Consider the following 17,401-nt stretch of genomic DNA (forward strand, 5'->3'; position numbering starts at 1 on the left):
AGCCAAAGTAGCAAAGACACTTAGCTTGAACGAAGAGAAAGCAGCGTCATTTAGGCGCAGTCGGTAATAAGCCCTTATAGGGCAAGAGCAAACCACCCGTTTTACGGGTGGTTATGATTATAGCTTTTATTTTAGTTAATGATTATCGTTGTTTAATAAGCTCAGTAATATCTATTTAGAATTATATTAATGAATCATTCTCCTTATCCTGTCATATTAGATGCATGTGTTTTATATCCATCATTATTACGAGGTTTATTAATACGTTTAGGGATAGCAGAACTCTATCAACCACAATAGACTGAAACTATTCATAATGAATGGCAACGTAATCTTTTAATAATAGACCTGACTTAACATCAAAACAAATAGAACATATTGCTACGCTAATGGATAAAGCAATACCAAGTGCAATGATAAATGGTTATGAAGAGCTTATTGATGGATTAGTTTTACCCAAAGAAAAAATATGAAAAAGCCAACAATGAATATACAGTAATATTTTGAATCTCTATTACGACAAAGTTTACCTATGACAGTCAAATCATTGGAAAAGTATACGGCGATTATTTAATAAAAAGAGAGTGCTTAAATACTCTCTTTTTATTTGTTTTTTATTGCGAAATATAAAAACTATTGTTCAGATGCTTTTATATAATGTGTTTTTTCATTTATTTTATCTGATGTAAAATCACTATCTAAGTGAGCCTCTTTGGATATATTCCCACTAAAAACATCATTCATTCTCTCTTTATCTAAGGCATTTTCCCAACGAGCAACAACAATACAGGCGCAAGCATTACCGACAAGATTGGTTAATGCACGACATTCTGACATAAAACGGTCGATACCAAGGATTAGCGCCATACCTGCAACGGGAACGCTAGGCACAACCGATAAGGTCGCCGCTAAAGTAATAAAACCAGCACCAGTCACACCTGCCGCGCCTTTTGAGCTAATCATGGCAACAAAGAGTAATGTAATTTGTTCAGTTAATGACAAATCCACGCCCGTTGCTTGCGCAATAAACAGGGCTGCCATAGTCATATAAATATTAGTACCATCTAAATTAAAGGAATAACCAGTAGGAATAACTAAGCCGACGACTGATTTTTTACAGCCAAGTTGCTCCATTTTACTCATTAATGTGGGTAATGCTGCTTCAGATGAAGAAGTACCTAATACAAGCCAGAGCTCATCTTTTATGTACTTAATTAAAGAGAGGATAGAAAAGCCATTATATTTAGCAACCGCACCCAAAACCACTAACACAAAAAGTAATGCTGTTAAATAAAAAGTAATTACCAACAACATTAAATTGCCAATGGAAGAAATACCATATTTGCCTATTGTAAAAGCCATTGCGCCAAAGGCACCAATTGGTGCTAATTTCATTAGCATACCAACCATCTTAAAGACGGGGTCACAAAGGTGCTGTAAGAATTTTAATACAGGTTCGCCTCGTGAGCCTATTGACGCCAACGCCAAACCAAAAACCACAGAAACAAACAGCACTTGTAAGATATTACCGTTTACTAGTGGGCTAACGATGGTATCAGGGATGATATTCATGAAAAAATCAATAAGAGAAGAGTTATGTGCCTGTGTGACATACATTTCTACTCGGCTACTATCTAATGATTCAGGTGAGATATTTAAACCATCACCAGGACGAATAACATTGGCAGTGATTAATCCAATGATGAGCGCAATCGTAGAAAATGTGAGAAAGTAAATCATCGATTTACCCGCTACTTTTCCAACGGCTTTCATATTGCTCATACCAGCAATGCCTGTCACTACGGTTAGAAAGATAACAGGTGCGATGATCATTTTTACTATTTTGATAAATCCATCACCCAAAGGTTTGAATGACTCACCAATATCAGGGTAAAAATGTCCTAATAGAATACCGAAAATGATAGCAATAATAACTTGGATATATAACACACGATAAAAGGGGAGCTTGCGGGATGAAGTCTGCATAAAAATTCCCTGTAACTGAAAGATATTGACTAAATAAAAAAGAAATTATGATGTAAATTATTATTTACATTTATTTTGTTGTGATAGGTAACTTAAAGGTATGCGTAAATCAGGTCAATAAAATAAAGTTGATTTTATCAAATATTGTGCTCTTCATCTAAAAAATTAGATTTAATTTCAATTTATCGTTATTTGTGAAATTTATTTTTCTTAAATCAATAGGTTAATGAAATTATGATTTGTTTTAATTCATTATATTTCTTTAAAATTATGTGTTTTTAGCTTTGTTTTTTGGTGAATAAAATGATTTAAATGTAAAAAAATATGGATAAGAAGAGGTCGGGAGAGGGGGGTTACAATTACTTGTTTTTATTACATTTGTTGTTACGGGAAAAATGAACCACTGATAAACTCCTCAATATAAACAAACTCTAGCCAACAAACAAATAAGCATTCAGAAAGAACAATAATAAAGGTGAGTATCGAGGGAAATTCTGAAGTATCTCTCACTAAGATAAAAACGAAGTACCATAATCGCAGAAAACAGAATTTTTATTGTTAAAGCAAATGCAACAAAATAAATAGCGATATATAAAGAAAGTACTTCGATTTGAATAAGTGGCACAACAACAAGATAAAAAAGAACAATACTACTAACAATTATTATGATAGAACTCACGAACTAATATTTAAAAAAAGAAAAGTTTTAGAGAATATTGGTTTGTTATTAGCTCTTTTAATTTATTCAAAACCTTATTTCTCATCTATGAATTCGATAAATTATAGGAGTAAGCAGAGGAGAATCAATAAGAAAAAAACATAATAATAACTGCCATGATAACAATTACCCTTAGTTAAATTTATGGTCAGGGTAATTGTGAATAATAAATGAGCTCTTTTATTACTCGTTTTCTTCATCTCGGATAAAAGAGATTAATTCAGGTTGTGCAATACGTTTGTAATCTTGCGTATTAAGAATAATTGAGCGCTCTAATGTACCCGCATTAAAAGCAAGTTCATCAAAACGTTCAAAAAGTAGAGGGTCAGCCACAAGTTTTAATGAAGGGTGGAAACTAAAAGGAGGGATGGCACCAAATACGCATTGAGTAAGATCATCCACTTCTTTAGGGCTTGCTAGAGATGCCCTTGTTCCACCAATTTGGTGAGCAAGTTTTGATAGATCGGCTTGTTTATCGGCGGGTAATATTGCAAGAACATGTTGTTTAATACCGTTACCTTTTATATGGCAAACAAGTCCTTTTGCTCCCTGTCCTAATTGTGTTCCTCTGATTTTTGCAACTTCCTCAGAACGACCTGCGGTAGGGTGTTCCATTACACGATAAGTAGCGTGGTTGTTATCTAATAAAGTAGTAAGTTGCTCAAAAATAGTCAAAGACATCAATGACTCCTGATTTAATAAGTTATTTATTTAGGGTCATTATACGACTTTAAAAAAAATATTCTGCTGTGATGTTCACGGCTGGTTTTGATTATTTTGATAAGCTTTTCAAATTATTTTGTTACAAATGATAATATGTTAATAGTATTATCCTATTGAATTAATAGGGTAATTGGACTTCTTTATTTAATTACCTGTACTAACATGATAAACAAATTGATATTTATTCATTATTTTGATGATGATCAATTTAAGAACAAAAAGAATAGAACATATTAAAACGTAGATTTAATTACTAAAAAGGAAGTCAATAATGGCAGTTTCAACATTCTATATCCCTTCTGTAAATAAAATTGGTGCTGGTTGCCTTGCTGATGCTGTAAGTTCAATGAAAGACTTCGGTTTTCATAAAGCGTTGATCGTCACTGATAGCATTTTAAATCAACTGGGTGTTGTTGATAAAGTCAGTAAGTTACTGACAGAAGCTGGTATTTCTAGCGTAACTTATGACGGAACTGCACCAAACCCTACTGTTGAAAACGTAGAAGCGGGTTTAGCTCTGCTGAAAGAAAATCAATGTGATTGTGTAATTTCTTTAGGTGGTGGTTCTCCACATGACTGCGCAAAGGGCATTGCGTTAGTCGCTTCTAACGGTGGAAAAATTGCGGATTATGAAGGTGTTGACCGCTCTGAAAAACCTCAATTACCACTTATTTCTATTAATACCACAGCAGGTACAGCATCAGAAATGACACGTTTTTGTATCATCACAGATACTGCGCGTCATATCAAAATGGCTATCGTTGATAAAAACGTTACACCACTCTTATCTGTAAATGATTCAGAATTAATGATTGGTATGCCAAAAGGTTTAACCGCTGCAACAGGTATGGATGCATTAACTCATGCGGTTGAAGCGTATGTTTCAATTGCTGCAAACCCAATTACTGATGCGTGTGCATTAAAAGCAGTCACTATGATCAGCGAATCTTTACGTAAAGTTGTTGATAATGGCGGTGATGCACAAGCTCGTGAAAACATGGCTTACGCTCAGTTCTTAGCAGGTATGGCATTTAATAATGCTTCTTTAGGTTATGTGCATGCTATGGCTCACCAATTAGGTGGTTTCTATAACTTACCTCATGGTGTGTGTAATGCGGTTTTATTACCTCATGTTCAAGCTTATAACATTCAAGCAGCCGCAGGTCGTTTAAAAGATATCGCACAAGCAATGGGTGTTGATGTTTCTGCAATGAGCGATGAGCAAGGTGCTAAAGCGTGTATCGAAGAAATTCGCAAAATGGCTAAAGATGTCGGTATTCCTGCAGGCCTGAAAGAATTAGGCGTGAAAGAAGATGACTTCAAAACATTAGCTGAAAATGCGTTGAAAGATGCTTGTGCAATCACTAACCCAGTTCAGGGTTCTGAAAGTGATGTTATAGAGTTATTCCGCCAAGCAATGTAATGCTTAAGAAATAAATAATAACAGATACTTGTTATTTTATGTCTTACTGCGTAATAAAAGCACCTCCGAATTTCTCATGAGGTGCTTTTTTTTTATGTATCGCTTTTTCGTCTGGTAGCTCTAGAGGATGTTGATTAACTGGAAATTATTCGGCTTTTTTATGGCGCTCTTGCAGGCAACCTATTACATCAGAGAGTGATAGTGATTGATCTTGTAATAGCACCATTAAGTGATAGAGCAAATCTGAGGCTTCATTCTTTAGCTCTTCTCGGTCATTAACAGTGGCAGCTAACGCGGTTTCTACACCTTCTTCTCCCACTTTTTGGGCTATACGTTTTGTACCACTGGCATAAAGGCGGGCAGTATAAGAGCTATCTGGTGAGGCATTTTTGCGGTCACGTAATAAATTCTCAAGTTCATAGAGAAATCCCCATTGGCTTTGTGCTGGGGCAAAACAACTTTCAGTGCCGTTATGGCAAGTAGGGCCGATAGGATTAGCTAAAATAAGTAAAGTATCGTTATCACAGTCAGGATAAATATTGACTAACTTTAGGAAGTTGCCTGAGGTTTCACCTTTTGTCCATAAACGCTGTTTAGTACGTGAATAGAAGGTAACATTTCCACTTTCTAGGGTGACATTTAATGCTTCTTTATTCATATAACCTAGCATTAATACATCGCCTGAAATGGCATTTTGGATAACCACAGGCATGAGGTTATCGACTTTTTCCCAATCTAATTGCGCTAATGTTTCATTATTCATTATATTCTTACCTTAACGTCATTCTTTGCAAGATACTGTTTTAATTCGTTGATATTAATTATTTGTTTATGAAAAACAGAGGCTGCAAGAGCGCCATCAACATTGGCTAGTTTAAATGCATCAAGAAAGTGTGACATTTCGCCAGCTCCCCCTGATGCGATAATAGGAACATCTGCAACTTGGCGTACTAGAGCAAGTTGTTTTAGGTCATAACCTTGTCTCACGCCGTCTTGGTTCATCATATTTAAAACAATTTCACCCGCGCCTAGCTTCTGAACTTCACGTACCCAATCGAGGGTTTTCCAGTGCGTTTGTTGTGTTCGTTTTTCATCGCCAGTGAATTGATAAACTAAATATTCACCGGTTTTTTCATCAAACCAAGTGTCAATACCCACAACAACACACTGCACACCGTAGCGATCTGCTAAACGAGATATCAGTGAAGGATCGGAAAGTGCAGGGGAGTTAATTGAAATTTTATCTGCACCAAATGAGAGAATTTTCCCTGCATCTTCAACAGAGCGAATACCACCAGCAACACAAAAAGGAATATCAATCACTTCAGCGACACGCGATACCCAGCTTTTATCAACAACACGACCATCAGAAGATGCTGTAATATCATAAAATACCAGTTCATCCGCACCTTCTTTAGCATAGCGTTCAGCGAGAGGAACAATATCACCAATGATTTCATGATTACGAAATTGAACACCTTTAACAACTTGTCCATCTCGGACATCAAGACAAGGAATTATGCGTTTTGCCAACATGATATCGCCTCTTTTAATGTAAATTTACCTTCTAATAATGCTCTACCAACAATAATACCAGCAACACCTGATGCTGGAAGAGCTGCGATATCTTGTAAATCACCAATACCGCCCGATGCTTGGAATAAAATATCGGGAAAACGTTGGCTAATTTCTTTATACAGTTCGACATTAGAACCGGCTAATGTGCCATCACGAGAGATATCGGTACACAACACATGTTTTAATCCGACACTTTGATAAAGTTCGATGATCTCTTCAAGAGTATAGGGGGAGTTCTCTTGCCAGCCACTCACGGCTACCCATTTTTTACCTTGTTTATCAATACGAACATCGAGGGCTAACACAATGGCATCTGCACCATAACGCTTAAACCATGTTTTTACCATTTCAGGTTGGCTGACTGCGGTTGAGCCAATAACAACTCGACTTGCCCCAGCATCGAGTAGTGATTTCACATCATCTTCTGTGCGAATGCCACCACCCACTTGTACTGGAACAGTGACACAAGCAACAAGCTCTTTTAACAACGGAATTTGGCGAGCTGAAGGATCTTTTGCACCTGTTAAATCCACTAAGTGAAGTAATTTTGCGCCATCTTTCTCATATTGTTGGTAGCGAGTCAGTGGATTATCATCATAATCACGCTGTTTTGCATAATCACCCTGATGTAAACGAACTACTTTTCCATCAATTAAATCTAATGCTGGAATAATCATAACGGGTTACATCTCCAAAAAGTTCTTGATAAGTTGAGCACCAGCTTTTCCTGAACGCTCTGGGTGAAATTGCACTCCATAAAAATTATCTTTTTGAATTGCACTACTAAAACGCGAGCCGTATTCAGTTTCAGCAATCGTTGATTCATTGAGTGCTAAAGCGTAGCTATGAACAAAATAGAACCAAGCATCATCACCCAGATCACGAAAAAGAGGATGTCCTGGTTTTGCTAACACTTGGTTCCAACCCATATGAGGTAATGGTAATCCTGCCGTATCAAGCTTATCTATGGTGCCATCAACTAAACCTAATAAAGGAATACCTTTTCCTTCTTCACTTAGTGAGGCTAAAATTTGCATACCCAAACAGATCCCTAAAACAGGTTGAGTTAACGCTTTAATTAAAGGAATTAGCTCGCGTGCTTTGAGTTGTTCCATCGCGGCTTTAGCTGTTCCTACACCGGGTAAAAAGAGTTTATCCGCAGATAACACAATATTTTTTTCATAGGAAATAATTGGATCATAGCCAAGTCGCTTAACGGCGTAAGCGACAGAGGCTAAATTGGCACAACCCGTATCAAGAATAACCACTTTCATCACAGAACACCTTTTGAACTTGGTAATGTATTGCCTTCGACACGAATGGCTTGGCGTAATGTACGGCCAAAGACTTTAAATAAGCTTTCAGCTTTATGGTGATCGTTTTTGCCTTTCGATTTCAGGTGTAATGTGCATCCCATGGTGTAAGAGAGTGAACGGAAAAAGTGTTCAATCATCTCTGTACTTAAATCACCGACACGTTGATATTTAAATTCGGCTTTGTATTCAAGATGTGGACGACCAGAAATATCTAACGCACAACTTGCAAGACATTCATCCATTGGTAATGTAAAACCGAAACGAGCAATACCTCGTTTATCACCTAATGCTTCACGTAATGCTTCACCCAAAGCAAGGCCAGTGTCTTCCACCGTATGGTGATCATCAATAACTAAGTCACCTTTAACGTTGATGTTCATACGAAAGCCACCGTGTGTGGCAATTTGATCAAGCATGTGATCAAAGAAACCGACACCAGTGCTGATCTGGCTATCACCTTCACGATCAAGCCAAACATCGATCGCAATTTGTGTTTCTTTAGTTTTTCGCTCAACTTTGGCATAGCGATCTTTTTTCGTTAGCTGCTCTGTGATAACAGCCCAGTTAAGCTCATTGGCATTATAAAGCAGGCCTTTGATACCTATATTTTCAGCTAACTGAATATCAGTTTGTCTATCGCCAATGACATAGCTATTATTTTTATCTAGTGCGCCATCAACTAAATACTGGGTGACAAGCCCTGTTTCTGGTTTGCGACAAGGGCAGTTGTCTTCAGGTTTATGAGGACAAATTAAAACATCATCAAATGAGATCCCTTGAGATGAAAAAATTTGCATCATTAAATTATGAGGCGGATCGAAATCTGCTTGAGGAAAACTTTCTGTGCCTAATCCGTCCTGATTTGTGATCATAATGAGTTTATAACCCGCTTTTTGCAGAGCAGTAAGTGCGGGGATCACGCCATTTTCAAAGGCGAGTTTATCAAGTCTATCAACTTGGTAATCTGTTGGTGGCTCAGTGATTAAAGTACCATCACGGTCAATAAAAAGAATTTTTTGGCTCATGGTTGAGATCCCTCAGTTGCGATTTTTTGTTGTTATCGTTTTTAATGTTTTATACGTTTGCAGTTTGAATATCTTTTATGGCATTAATCACGCTATCACATTCTTCTGCGGTACCGATAGAAATACGCAAACAGCCATTAAGCCCATATTGACGCTGTTGATCGCGTAAAATAATCCCTCGTTCCCATAAAGTACGGAAAACTAGAGCCGCATCAGTGAATTTCACTAAAATATAGTTGGTTTCACTGTTATAAACCTGTTCAACATTAGGCAGTTTTTTTAACGAATCAGATAAAATAGCTCTGTTGCGTGAAATTTCTGCCACTCGTTTTTTCATTATCTCAATACCTGCATCTGTAAGCGCTTGCGCAGCAATATCTGCAACAGGTGTTGAAAGTGGGTATGGTGCGATCACTTTTAGTAATAATTCAATGACAGGTGGGTTGGCAAGCGTAAAACCACAACGAAGCCCTGCTAAAGCAAAAGCTTTCGATAAGGTTCGCAAAATAACTAAATTCGGATAATCTTCAAGCCATGAAACAATTGATGCTTGTGGGCAAAATTCAATATAGGCTTCATCTACTGCAACAATGGCTTTGTCTTTAGCCAACGCTAATACATCACGAATAAGCGAAGGATCAACAAGATTTCCTGTCGGGTTGTTAGGGCTGCACAGATAGATAAGTTTTACATTATCAAGCTGTGATGCGATGGCTTTGACATCTGGACTCCAATTAGCAAGTGTAGGGACAACACGCTGTTCTATACCGAAGGTTTCAGCACTAACGCTATACATTCCATATGTCGGTGGGCAATAAAGCACGGCGTCTTTACCCGGTTCACAAAACGCACGAATAAGGAGCTCAATCGCCTCATCTGCGCCACGGCTCACTAAGACTTGATTACTCTCTACACCTGCATATTTTGCGTAACGATTTATGACGTTAACAGGCTGACATTCAGGGTAACGGTTTAAGTTTTTTTCATTAAAAGTAAAGTCAGGTGCAAGAGGGTATTCATTTGCATTTAACCAAACAGAACCATTTCCTCCTAAGCGTCGAGCAGACTGATAAGGTGTTAATTCACGTACATTTTTTCTTGCAAGTGTATTGATATCAAATTCAGTTTTCATCACTCTTTTTCCCCTGAGCTAAAGCGTTAACACGAAGTGTGACTGCATTTTTGTGTGCGGTGAGTTGTTCTGCTTGCGCTAATATTTCAATTGTCTGTGCCAAATCAGATAATCCCTGTGCGGTTAGTTTCTGTACTGTCATGCGTTTCATAAAATCAGCTAAGCCCAAGCTTGAGTAGGTTGCTGTATAACCATAAGTCGGCAGAACGTGATTAGTACCAGAAGCATAATCTCCTGCTGATTCAGGCGACCAAGCACCAAGGAAAACAGAGCCAGCACTGGTAATGCTATCAACACGAGCATCAGCATCATTGGTTTGAATAATTAAGTGTTCTGGGCCATAACTGTTACTGATTTCAATACACTGGTCGAGATCACAAGTAATAATGACACGGCTTTCTGCAAGTGCTTGTTTCGCTATTTCAGCACGGCTTAATAGTGCCAGTTGTGTTTCAGTTTCAGCTATAACGGCTTTGGCGAGTGTTTCATCCGGTGTTAATAATACAACCTGTGAATCAGGGCCATGTTCAGCTTGTGAAAGTAAGTCAGCAGCAATAAATGCAGGATTTGCGTCTGCATCAGCAATCACTAGCACTTCAGATGGCCCCGCTGGCATATCGATTGCTGCACCTTGTAGCGATTGACTTACTTGGCGCTTTGCTTCAGTTACATAAGCATTACCGGGGCCAAAAATTTTATCAACTTTAGGAATAGATTCCGTACCAAATGCCATGGCTGCAATCGCCTGCGCGCCACCGACTTGGAAGATTTCATCAATACCAATTTGTTGAGCAATATATAAAATTTCATCAGCAATAGGGGGCGGTGAGCAAAGAATAACTTTACGACAACCAGCAATACGGGCTGGAATACCTAACATCATTACCGTTGACAATAATGGCGCTGAACCTCCGGGAATATAAAGCCCTACTGCATCAATGGGCCTGCTGACTTGCTGACAAAATACACCGGGCTGCGTTTCCACGTTAATAGTGTTAGGAATTTGCGCCTCATGAAAGCGACGAATATTATTCATCGCTTGTGCTATTGCCTGTTTTATTTTGCTATCAAGTCTTGATGAGGCTTCATCGATTTGCGATTTTGACACCAAAACACTTTCCGGCGCTGCCTTATCGAATTTTTGGCTAAGTGTTTTAAGCGCTTTATCCCCATCATTGCGTACCTGTGAAATGATGCTAGCAACTTGTTCTGTAATTGAACCTGATGCAGAAATAGCAGGGCGAGTTAATAGCACTTGTTGCTGTTCTTTAGTGCATTTATTCCAGTAAGTTAATGTATTAAAACCCGTTTTCATCATTTCACCTTATTCCATCATTTTTTCAATTGGTAAAACAAGAATTGAACTTGCACCTAATGCTTTTAGCTTTTCCATTGTTTCCCAGAATAGGGTTTCGCTACTTACCATGTGCATTGCAACACGATTTTGGTCACCCGCCAGAGGTAAAATAGTCGGCCTTTCAGCTCCCGGAAGTAATGCAATCACATCATCAAGGCAATCACTTGGTGCGTGTAACATTATGTATTTTGATTCTCGAGCTTGAATAACACCTTGGATACGTGTCAGTAATCGGTCGATAAGTGCTTGTTTATCAGCTTCCATTTCACCATCGCGTTGGATTAAGCATGCTTTTGAGCGATAAATCACTTCAACTTCTTTTAATCCATTCGCTTCTAATGTTGCGCCAGTAGAAACTAAGTCGCAGATAGAGTCAGCAAGGCCTGCACGAGGTGCGACTTCAACAGAGCCATTTAATAAACACGATTTAAACTTGATGCCTTTTTGATCTAAATAACGTTTGAGCAGATTTGGATAGGAGGTTGCTATACGAGTATTATTTAAACATTCCGCACTTTGATAATCGAAATCGACAGGGGTTGCCAGAGATAAACGGCAGCCACCGAAATCAAGACGGCGTAGCGTCAGGTAACTTGGGTTTTCACCTTGAGAACGACGTTTTAATAATTCTTCTTCTAAAACGTTTTCACCGATGATCCCTAAATCAACAACACCATCCATTACCAATCCCGGAATATCGTCATCTCTAACACGTAAAATATCGATTGGCATATTTTCAGCGTAAGCAATCAGACGCTGTTGATTTAAGTTAATTTTGATGCCACAACGCGCTAAAAGAGCACGGGAATCATCGCTTAAACGTCCTGATTTTTGCATTGCGATTCTTAATCTTGCTTTATCTAACATAATATTACCCTATCATTGTCCGTATTTTTGTGATGAAAATTAGCTATAAAAAAACCCCGGAAGTTGCCTTCCGGGGTTTTAGTTGTTATCTGCATTCAGACCACCGGAAGCGTTTCTTAAACGTCTTCCAGCACTCATCGCCTGAAAGACTAGTCAGGGTGATGGTGATGATGGTGGCTTAGTTGAATGCTATACATAATTATTTTCCTAGCTAATAACACTATTTGTTATTTAATAATGCCCGTTACTGTTAATCTGTATTTAGTAACCTGCATTTAGAATTTGTCTGCCTTTCAACCTACATGATTTACAAAGCAGAAAGCAACCTATTTTTTAATAATAATTTAATTATTTTGTAACCTTTTGTTTTTAATGTAATTTTAATATTTCTCTTATTTACTTAATGGAACAAGTAGGCGAGTATATAGGGAGATGCTAAACGTTTACGAAATATAAGTAGTATTTATAAGTAATGGCGAAACGAAAATTTTATATCATACTTTGACTAAGCCATTTAAGTAGGGGAGCAAAATGAAACGAATAACCATCGTAGGATTAGGTTGGTTAGGTTTACCACTTGCCGTTGCGTTGCGTGATGCAGGCTATCAAGTTAAAGGGACTAAAACCACCGAAGATGGCGTAGAAGCAGCAAGAATGAGTGGCGTTGACTGCTGTTTAGTGAATTTAACACCCGCAATTGAATGTGATAGAGATGATTTTGATTACTTAATGGAAACGGACGTCCTGATTATCACGTTACCGCCAAGTGCAGCTGGTGGTGGTTATGATTATGTTGAAGCCATTCAAACGCTGGTGGATAGCGCAATGTCTCGCCATGTTACTAGAGTTATTTACATTAGCTCTACTTCTGTATATGGCAATCAAACAGGTAATATCACGGAAGAAATGGATATTCGACCAGAAACACAATCAGCCAAAATGTTAGCAGAAGTTGAGAATTGGCTACATCGTTTACCGTTGACCACAGTTGATATTCTTCGATTAGCTGGATTAGTCGGGCCGGGGCGTCATGCAGGACGTTTTTTATCAGGTAAAAAACAGGTCAAAGGCGCTCATCAATGCGTTAATTTAGTCCACTTGGATGATGTAATTTTTGCTGTTGAACAACTTCTTGCGCAGAATGAAGGTGGCCATTTATATAATTTATGCGCCCCAATTCACCCTAAAAAGAAAGATTTTTACTCAAGAGCATCAAATCAACTCGAACTTATTCCGCCAGAATTTGTTGAGGAAGAGAAACCTTTAATACGAGAGATTGATGGTCAGGAGATTTGTCGAGATCTTGGATTTCATTACCATTATCCAGATCCCGACAAAATGCCAATGAATTAACTTAATTTACAGGCAGTAGCACGATATCACGGAAAATAGGTCTTTCACTTAATTGTGCAAACCAACGCTCAATGTGAGGGAAGTGTGGTCTATCTTTGCAAACTTCTAACCATGGATAGACCAATGGTGCGATCGCCATATCAGCAAGAGAGAATGAATCTCCTGCAAAGTGAGTGGTTTTTGCAAGTTGGTCGTCAGCAATTTTAATTAATTTATTAAGCTTCTCTTTCAATGCGTTAACAATCTCAGGGTTTTGTTGCTCTTTAGGTGTACGAACAATCATGATCATCATTTGTTGAATGGGAGAAAATAGGCTGCCATTTGACCAATCCATCCATTTTTCTACATTTGCTCGTTGTTTAGGATCAATGGGATAGAGTGTGTTATTTTCATATTTTGCACATAAATAACGAATAATGGTGTTAGACTCCCATAAAGCAAAGTCATCATCTTGTAAGGTTGGAATTGAAGCGTTGGGATTCATAGCTAAATAATTTGCTTCATTGAGTCCACCAAAAGGGCCTCCAACATCGATTTGTTCGTAAGGAACATTTAGTTCCTTTAAACACCAAAGAACTTTTTTAACGTTAGATGAGTTTTTTCTACCCCAGACTTTTAACATAAAGGTCTCCTAAACCACGATAAGTAATAAAATTTCCCTCTATAGGGCGCTAAATATGAATATAAGATAAATCTCTGTATATCAATGTTGGCGTCTTATTCCAGAAAGCCATATAGTAGGAAAGCTTTAACAAATTGATATAAAAGGGTGATCGGTAATGAAAAAAAATATTCCATCTGTTCTGGGTAAGGTTACCGCGGGAATGGGTTTACTGCTAATTATTTCTAGTCCTTCATTTGCGGTAAATAATCCAGTGCCTCCTCAAATAGAGGCAAAATCTTATGTATTAATGGATTACAACAGCGGAAAAATTCTGGCATCAGAAAAACCTGATGAGCGTTTAGATCCTGCCAGTCTTACAAAAATTATGAGTAGCTATGTTGTTGGACAAGCTATCAAAGAAGGCCGTATGTCACCTGACGATACGGTGATTGTAGGGCGCAATGCATGGGCAACAGGAAATCCGGTATTAAAGGGATCGTCATTGATGTTCTTAAAACCGGGTGATCAGGTCAAAGTAATTGATTTAAACCGAGGCATGGTTATTCAATCAGGCAATGATGCCAGCATTGCTTTAGCAGAACATGTTGCAGGTAGTCAGGAAACCTTTGTTGATTTAATGAATTCCTACGCTAACAATCTCGGTTTAAAAAACACACACTTTAAAACCGTTCATGGGTTAGATTCTGAGGGACAATATACTACTGCGCAGGATATGGCATTACTCACGGTAGCCATGATCCGCGATGTACCTTCAGAGTATGAAATTCATAAAGAAAAAGAATTTACATTCAACAATATTCGTCAGCCAAATCGTAACCGTTTATTGTGGAATAAGAATATGAATGTCGATGGCGTGAAAACAGGTCACACCAATGGAGCAGGATACAATCTTGTTTCTTCGGCAACGGAAGGTGACATGCGCTTAATTGCTGTTGTTTTAGGAACACCATCAGATAAAGTGCGTTTTGCTGAAAGTGAAAAATTATTAGGTTGGGGCTTCCGTTTTTTTGAAACGGTAACACCAGTAAAGGCAGATACACCACTGACAACGCAAAAAGTATGGTACGGCAATAAAGGCGAAGTGGCGTTAGGGGTTGCTAATGATGCCTCAATTACTATTCCTAAAGGTGAATTGAAAAACCTGAAAGCCTCTTTTACTTTAACCAATCCTGTATTAGAAGCGCCGTTAACTCAAAATCAGGTTGTTGGTACAGTTAACTTTTTATTAAATGATGAAGTGATTGAACAGCGCCCATTGGTTGTAAAAGAAGCGGTTGAAGAAGGTGGGATCTTTAGTCGTATCTGGGATTTTGTAGTTAAAACAGTATCCGGTTGGTTTAATGCTATTTTTGGCTAATTCCCAATAATGGTTCTATCAAAGCGTTACTGAGTTTTTCACCCAAAAAGAAAGACTAGTTGTTATTTTTATAGAAAAAATCCGTAATTATTTAATGATTACGGATTTTTTTATATTCAATAAAGTCAGGGAATATCTCTAGTTTAGAACTTAAATAAGCCCATCGATTTTACCTTGATTATCAACATTTACAGTAATAGCTGCAGGAGTTTTCGGTAATCCTGGCATTGTTGTGATAGAACCTGTTAAAGCGACAACAAAACCAGCACCAGCAGAAACATATACTTCACGAACGTTGATTGTAAAATCAGTTGGGCGACCCAATAAGGTGGGGTTATCTGAAAGTGAATATTGAGTTTTTGCCATACAAACAGGAAAATGAGAAAAGCCCATACTTTCTATTTTTTCCAACATTTTGCTAGCATGTTGGCTATAGGTCACACTATTTGCCCCATAAATTTCTTTGGCAACGATATCGATTTTTTGGCTAAGTGAGATATCATTAGGATAAATTAATTGAAATTGGCTCTGTTCATTTTCAAGTGTATCAATCACTTGCTTAGCTAATTCAATACCACCTTCGCCTCCTTTTTCCCACACTTTGGTAATTGCAAATCGGCAACCTCTATCTTGGCAAAATTGTTCGATAAACTTGTGCTCTGCAATACTATCAGTGACATAAGCGTTAAGAGAGACAATCACCGGTAAGCCATATTTTTTAAGGTTTTCAATGTGCTTTTCAAGATTCACAATCCCTTTTTCAAGGGCAATTAGATCTTCATTATTCCATTCGCCTTTACCTAAACCACCGTTATATTTTAGCGCTTTAGTGGTTACAACAATGACGGCACAATCAGGGCGTAATCCACTGATCCTACATTTTATATCAAAGAATTTTTCAGCACCTAAGTCGGCACCAAAACCGGCTTCTGTTACGGTAATATCTGCAAGTTGAAGTGCCAATTTTGTTGCTCTTACGCTATTGCATCCATGAGCAATATTAGCGAAAGGGCCTCCATGAATAATGGCTGGCGTATTTTCAAGTGTTTGTACTAAATTAGGATTAATTGCATCTTTTAATAAACTTGCCATTGCTCCAACAGCTTGCAGATCGTTTGCTGTAACAGGATCACCATTATAAGAATAGGCAACAATGATGCGAGAAAGTCTCTGTTTTAAATCATCAATATCCATCGCCAAACATAGGATAGACATAATTTCAGAAGCAACAGTAATAACAAAATTATCTTCTCTTGTTATACCGTCTTTTTCGCCACCTAATCCCACAACAATATTACGTAAAGCGCGATCGTTCATATCCATACAACGTTTAAACACGATTTTTTTAGGATCGATATTTAAAGGGTTGCCTTGATAAATTGAATTATCAAGCATGGCTGCAAGTAAGTTATTGGCAGAGGTTATAGCATGAAAATCGCCAGTAAAATGAAGATTGAGATCTTCCATTGGAACAACTTGCGAATAACCACCTCCCGTTGCACCACCTTTAATACCAAAGCAAGGACCTAAAGAGGGTTCACGAAGTGCAATAATGGCATTCTTTCCAAGATGATTAAGTGCTTGCCCTAATCCAACAGTGACCGTTGTTTTACCTTCACCAGCAGGTGTTGGGTTAATGGCTGTAACTAAAACTAACTTTCCGGGCTTTTTTGTTGTAACTTTTGACCAAATACTGTGGCTAAATTTGGCTTTGTGTTTGCCATAAAACTCGATATCGTCTTGATCAATATTTAAATTTTTAGCAATGTCCTGAATAGGTAAGAGGTGTGCTTCTTGGGAGATTTGAATATCTGATTTCATTTTAGTTCTCTTTTTATCCCGCTTATTAATGTCTCTAGTGATCTTTACTTATCAACTTTAGACAATAATCTAAATATGGCCAATAGATTGATTAATCTGTAGTTATTTACTTTAGATAGC

15 protein-coding genes and 1 other annotated feature are annotated in these 17,401 nt (G+C 37.8%); of the genes, 3 read left to right on the forward strand and 12 right to left on the reverse strand.

The annotated features are described in order from the left end of the window. Positions 1-633: 633 nt before the first annotated feature. Both DK857_RS15050 and DK857_RS15055 read right to left on the reverse strand, forming a co-directional pair. Complete coding sequence (locus DK857_RS15050; protein WP_193528606.1) at positions 634-1,986, reverse strand: dicarboxylate/amino acid:cation symporter; 1,353 nt, start codon at positions 1,984-1,986, stop codon at positions 634-636. Positions 1,987-2,887: 901 nt separating this feature from the next. After that, entirely contained in the window at positions 2,888-3,385 is a 498-nt protein-coding gene (locus DK857_RS15055) for a YbaK/prolyl-tRNA synthetase associated domain-containing protein (protein ID WP_109393514.1), read from the reverse strand. A gap of 313 nt (positions 3,386-3,698) precedes the next feature. On the opposite strand from DK857_RS15055, the gene yiaY reads away from it, so the two are divergent. Continuing rightward, positions 3,699-4,850, forward strand: coding sequence for an L-threonine dehydrogenase (gene yiaY, locus DK857_RS15060; protein WP_109393515.1), 1,152 nt, complete (start codon positions 3,699-3,701; stop codon positions 4,848-4,850). 145 nt (positions 4,851-4,995) lie between these two features. On the opposite strand, the gene hisIE is transcribed toward yiaY, so the two are convergent. The 8 genes from hisIE to hisG are packed head-to-tail and all read right to left on the reverse strand — an operon-like array spanning position 4,996 to position 12,125. Next, on the reverse strand, positions 4,996-5,613 hold the full coding sequence (gene hisIE, locus DK857_RS15065) for a bifunctional phosphoribosyl-AMP cyclohydrolase/phosphoribosyl-ATP diphosphatase HisIE (RefSeq protein WP_098943783.1): 618 nt from the start codon (positions 5,611-5,613) through the stop codon (positions 4,996-4,998). Beyond that, a complete protein-coding gene (hisF, locus tag DK857_RS15070; RefSeq protein WP_075672521.1) occupies positions 5,613-6,386 on the reverse strand; it encodes an imidazole glycerol phosphate synthase subunit HisF in 774 nt (257 codons plus the stop codon). The genes hisIE and hisF overlap by 1 nt, the downstream gene beginning before the upstream one ends. Continuing rightward, positions 6,368-7,105, reverse strand: a complete 738-nt coding sequence (gene hisA / locus DK857_RS15075; RefSeq protein ID WP_109393517.1) for a 1-(5-phosphoribosyl)-5-[(5-phosphoribosylamino)methylideneamino]imidazole-4-carboxamide isomerase — start codon at positions 7,103-7,105, stop codon at positions 6,368-6,370. Before hisA ends, hisF begins: the two co-directional genes overlap by 19 nt. A 6-nt stretch (positions 7,106-7,111) precedes the next feature. Next, the gene (gene hisH, locus DK857_RS15080; protein WP_109402603.1) at positions 7,112-7,702 is read right to left on the reverse strand and encodes an imidazole glycerol phosphate synthase subunit HisH; all 591 of its coding nucleotides are present in this window, start codon (positions 7,700-7,702) and stop codon (positions 7,112-7,114) included. Continuing rightward, on the reverse strand, positions 7,702-8,769 hold the full coding sequence (hisB, locus tag DK857_RS15085) for a bifunctional histidinol-phosphatase/imidazoleglycerol-phosphate dehydratase HisB (RefSeq protein WP_109393519.1): 1,068 nt from the start codon (positions 8,767-8,769) through the stop codon (positions 7,702-7,704). Before hisB ends, hisH begins: the two co-directional genes overlap by 1 nt. Before the next feature lie 49 nt (positions 8,770-8,818). Next, on the reverse strand, positions 8,819-9,901 hold the full coding sequence (gene hisC / locus DK857_RS15090; RefSeq protein ID WP_109402604.1) for a histidinol-phosphate transaminase: 1,083 nt from the start codon (positions 9,899-9,901) through the stop codon (positions 8,819-8,821). Next, positions 9,891-11,219: a histidinol dehydrogenase gene (hisD, locus tag DK857_RS15095; protein WP_109402605.1), complete on the reverse strand. Its 1,329-nt coding sequence runs from the start codon at positions 11,217-11,219 to the stop codon at positions 9,891-9,893. Before hisD ends, hisC begins: the two co-directional genes overlap by 11 nt. A gap of 6 nt (positions 11,220-11,225) precedes the next feature. Then, a complete protein-coding gene (gene hisG / locus DK857_RS15100; RefSeq protein WP_109393522.1) occupies positions 11,226-12,125 on the reverse strand; it encodes an ATP phosphoribosyltransferase in 900 nt (299 codons plus the stop codon). A gap of 44 nt (positions 12,126-12,169) precedes the next feature. Further along, positions 12,170-12,299, reverse strand: a sequence feature (His leader region). A 357-nt stretch (positions 12,300-12,656) separates the two neighbouring features. On the opposite strand from hisG, the gene DK857_RS15105 reads away from it, so the two are divergent. Then, complete coding sequence (locus DK857_RS15105) at positions 12,657-13,478, forward strand: SDR family oxidoreductase (protein WP_109393523.1); 822 nt, start codon at positions 12,657-12,659, stop codon at positions 13,476-13,478. 1 nt (position 13,479) lies between these two features. Here the strand turns inward: DK857_RS15105 and DK857_RS15110 are convergent, their stop codons facing one another. Beyond that, positions 13,480-14,100 carry a glutathione S-transferase family protein gene (locus tag DK857_RS15110; protein WP_109393524.1) on the reverse strand — a complete coding sequence of 207 codons (621 nt, stop codon included), beginning with the start codon at positions 14,098-14,100 and terminating at the stop codon, positions 13,480-13,482. A 157-nt stretch (positions 14,101-14,257) separates the two neighbouring features. On the opposite strand from DK857_RS15110, the gene DK857_RS15115 reads away from it, so the two are divergent. Next, a complete protein-coding gene (locus tag DK857_RS15115) occupies positions 14,258-15,460 on the forward strand; it encodes a serine hydrolase (protein WP_109393525.1) in 1,203 nt (400 codons plus the stop codon). 150 nt (positions 15,461-15,610) lie between these two features. Here DK857_RS15115 and DK857_RS15120 read toward each other — a convergent pair whose 3' ends face one another. Further along, positions 15,611-17,281, reverse strand: coding sequence for a formate--tetrahydrofolate ligase (locus tag DK857_RS15120; RefSeq protein WP_109402606.1), 1,671 nt, complete (start codon positions 17,279-17,281; stop codon positions 15,611-15,613). Positions 17,282-17,401: the final 120 nt, after the last annotated feature.

The sequence above is a fragment of the Proteus terrae genome (genome assembly GCF_003144325.1).
Lineage (GTDB): Bacteria > Pseudomonadota > Gammaproteobacteria > Enterobacterales > Enterobacteriaceae > Proteus > Proteus terrae.

What these genes read in the sequence shown, in the direction of transcription:
- DK857_RS15050 (WP_193528606.1), bottom strand. Translation starts at nt 1,986, where the DNA reads ATGCAGACTTCATCCCGCAAGCTCCCCTTTTATCGTGTGTTATATATC.
- hisG (WP_109393522.1), bottom strand. Translation starts at nt 12,125, where the DNA reads ATGTTAGATAAAGCAAGATTAAGAATCGCAATGCAAAAATCAGGACGT.
- DK857_RS15115 (WP_109393525.1), top strand. Translation starts at nt 14,258, where the DNA reads ATGAAAAAAAATATTCCATCTGTTCTGGGTAAGGTTACCGCGGGAATG.
- hisD (WP_109402605.1), bottom strand. Translation starts at nt 11,219, where the DNA reads ATGATGAAAACGGGTTTTAATACATTAACTTACTGGAATAAATGCACT.
- DK857_RS15120 (WP_109402606.1), bottom strand. Translation starts at nt 17,281, where the DNA reads ATGAAATCAGATATTCAAATCTCCCAAGAAGCACACCTCTTACCTATT.
- hisB (WP_109393519.1), bottom strand. Translation starts at nt 8,769, where the DNA reads ATGAGCCAAAAAATTCTTTTTATTGACCGTGATGGTACTTTAATCACT.
- hisA (WP_109393517.1), bottom strand. Translation starts at nt 7,105, where the DNA reads ATGATTATTCCAGCATTAGATTTAATTGATGGAAAAGTAGTTCGTTTA.
- yiaY (WP_109393515.1), top strand. Translation starts at nt 3,699, where the DNA reads ATGGCAGTTTCAACATTCTATATCCCTTCTGTAAATAAAATTGGTGCT.
- hisH (WP_109402603.1), bottom strand. Translation starts at nt 7,702, where the DNA reads ATGAAAGTGGTTATTCTTGATACGGGTTGTGCCAATTTAGCCTCTGTC.
- DK857_RS15110 (WP_109393524.1), bottom strand. Translation starts at nt 14,100, where the DNA reads ATGTTAAAAGTCTGGGGTAGAAAAAACTCATCTAACGTTAAAAAAGTT.
- DK857_RS15105 (WP_109393523.1), top strand. Translation starts at nt 12,657, where the DNA reads ATGAAACGAATAACCATCGTAGGATTAGGTTGGTTAGGTTTACCACTT.
- hisIE (WP_098943783.1), bottom strand. Translation starts at nt 5,613, where the DNA reads ATGAATAATGAAACATTAGCGCAATTAGATTGGGAAAAAGTCGATAAC.
- DK857_RS15055 (WP_109393514.1), bottom strand. Translation starts at nt 3,385, where the DNA reads ATGTCTTTGACTATTTTTGAGCAACTTACTACTTTATTAGATAACAAC.
- hisF (WP_075672521.1), bottom strand. Translation starts at nt 6,386, where the DNA reads ATGTTGGCAAAACGCATAATTCCTTGTCTTGATGTCCGAGATGGACAA.
- hisC (WP_109402604.1), bottom strand. Translation starts at nt 9,901, where the DNA reads ATGAAAACTGAATTTGATATCAATACACTTGCAAGAAAAAATGTACGT.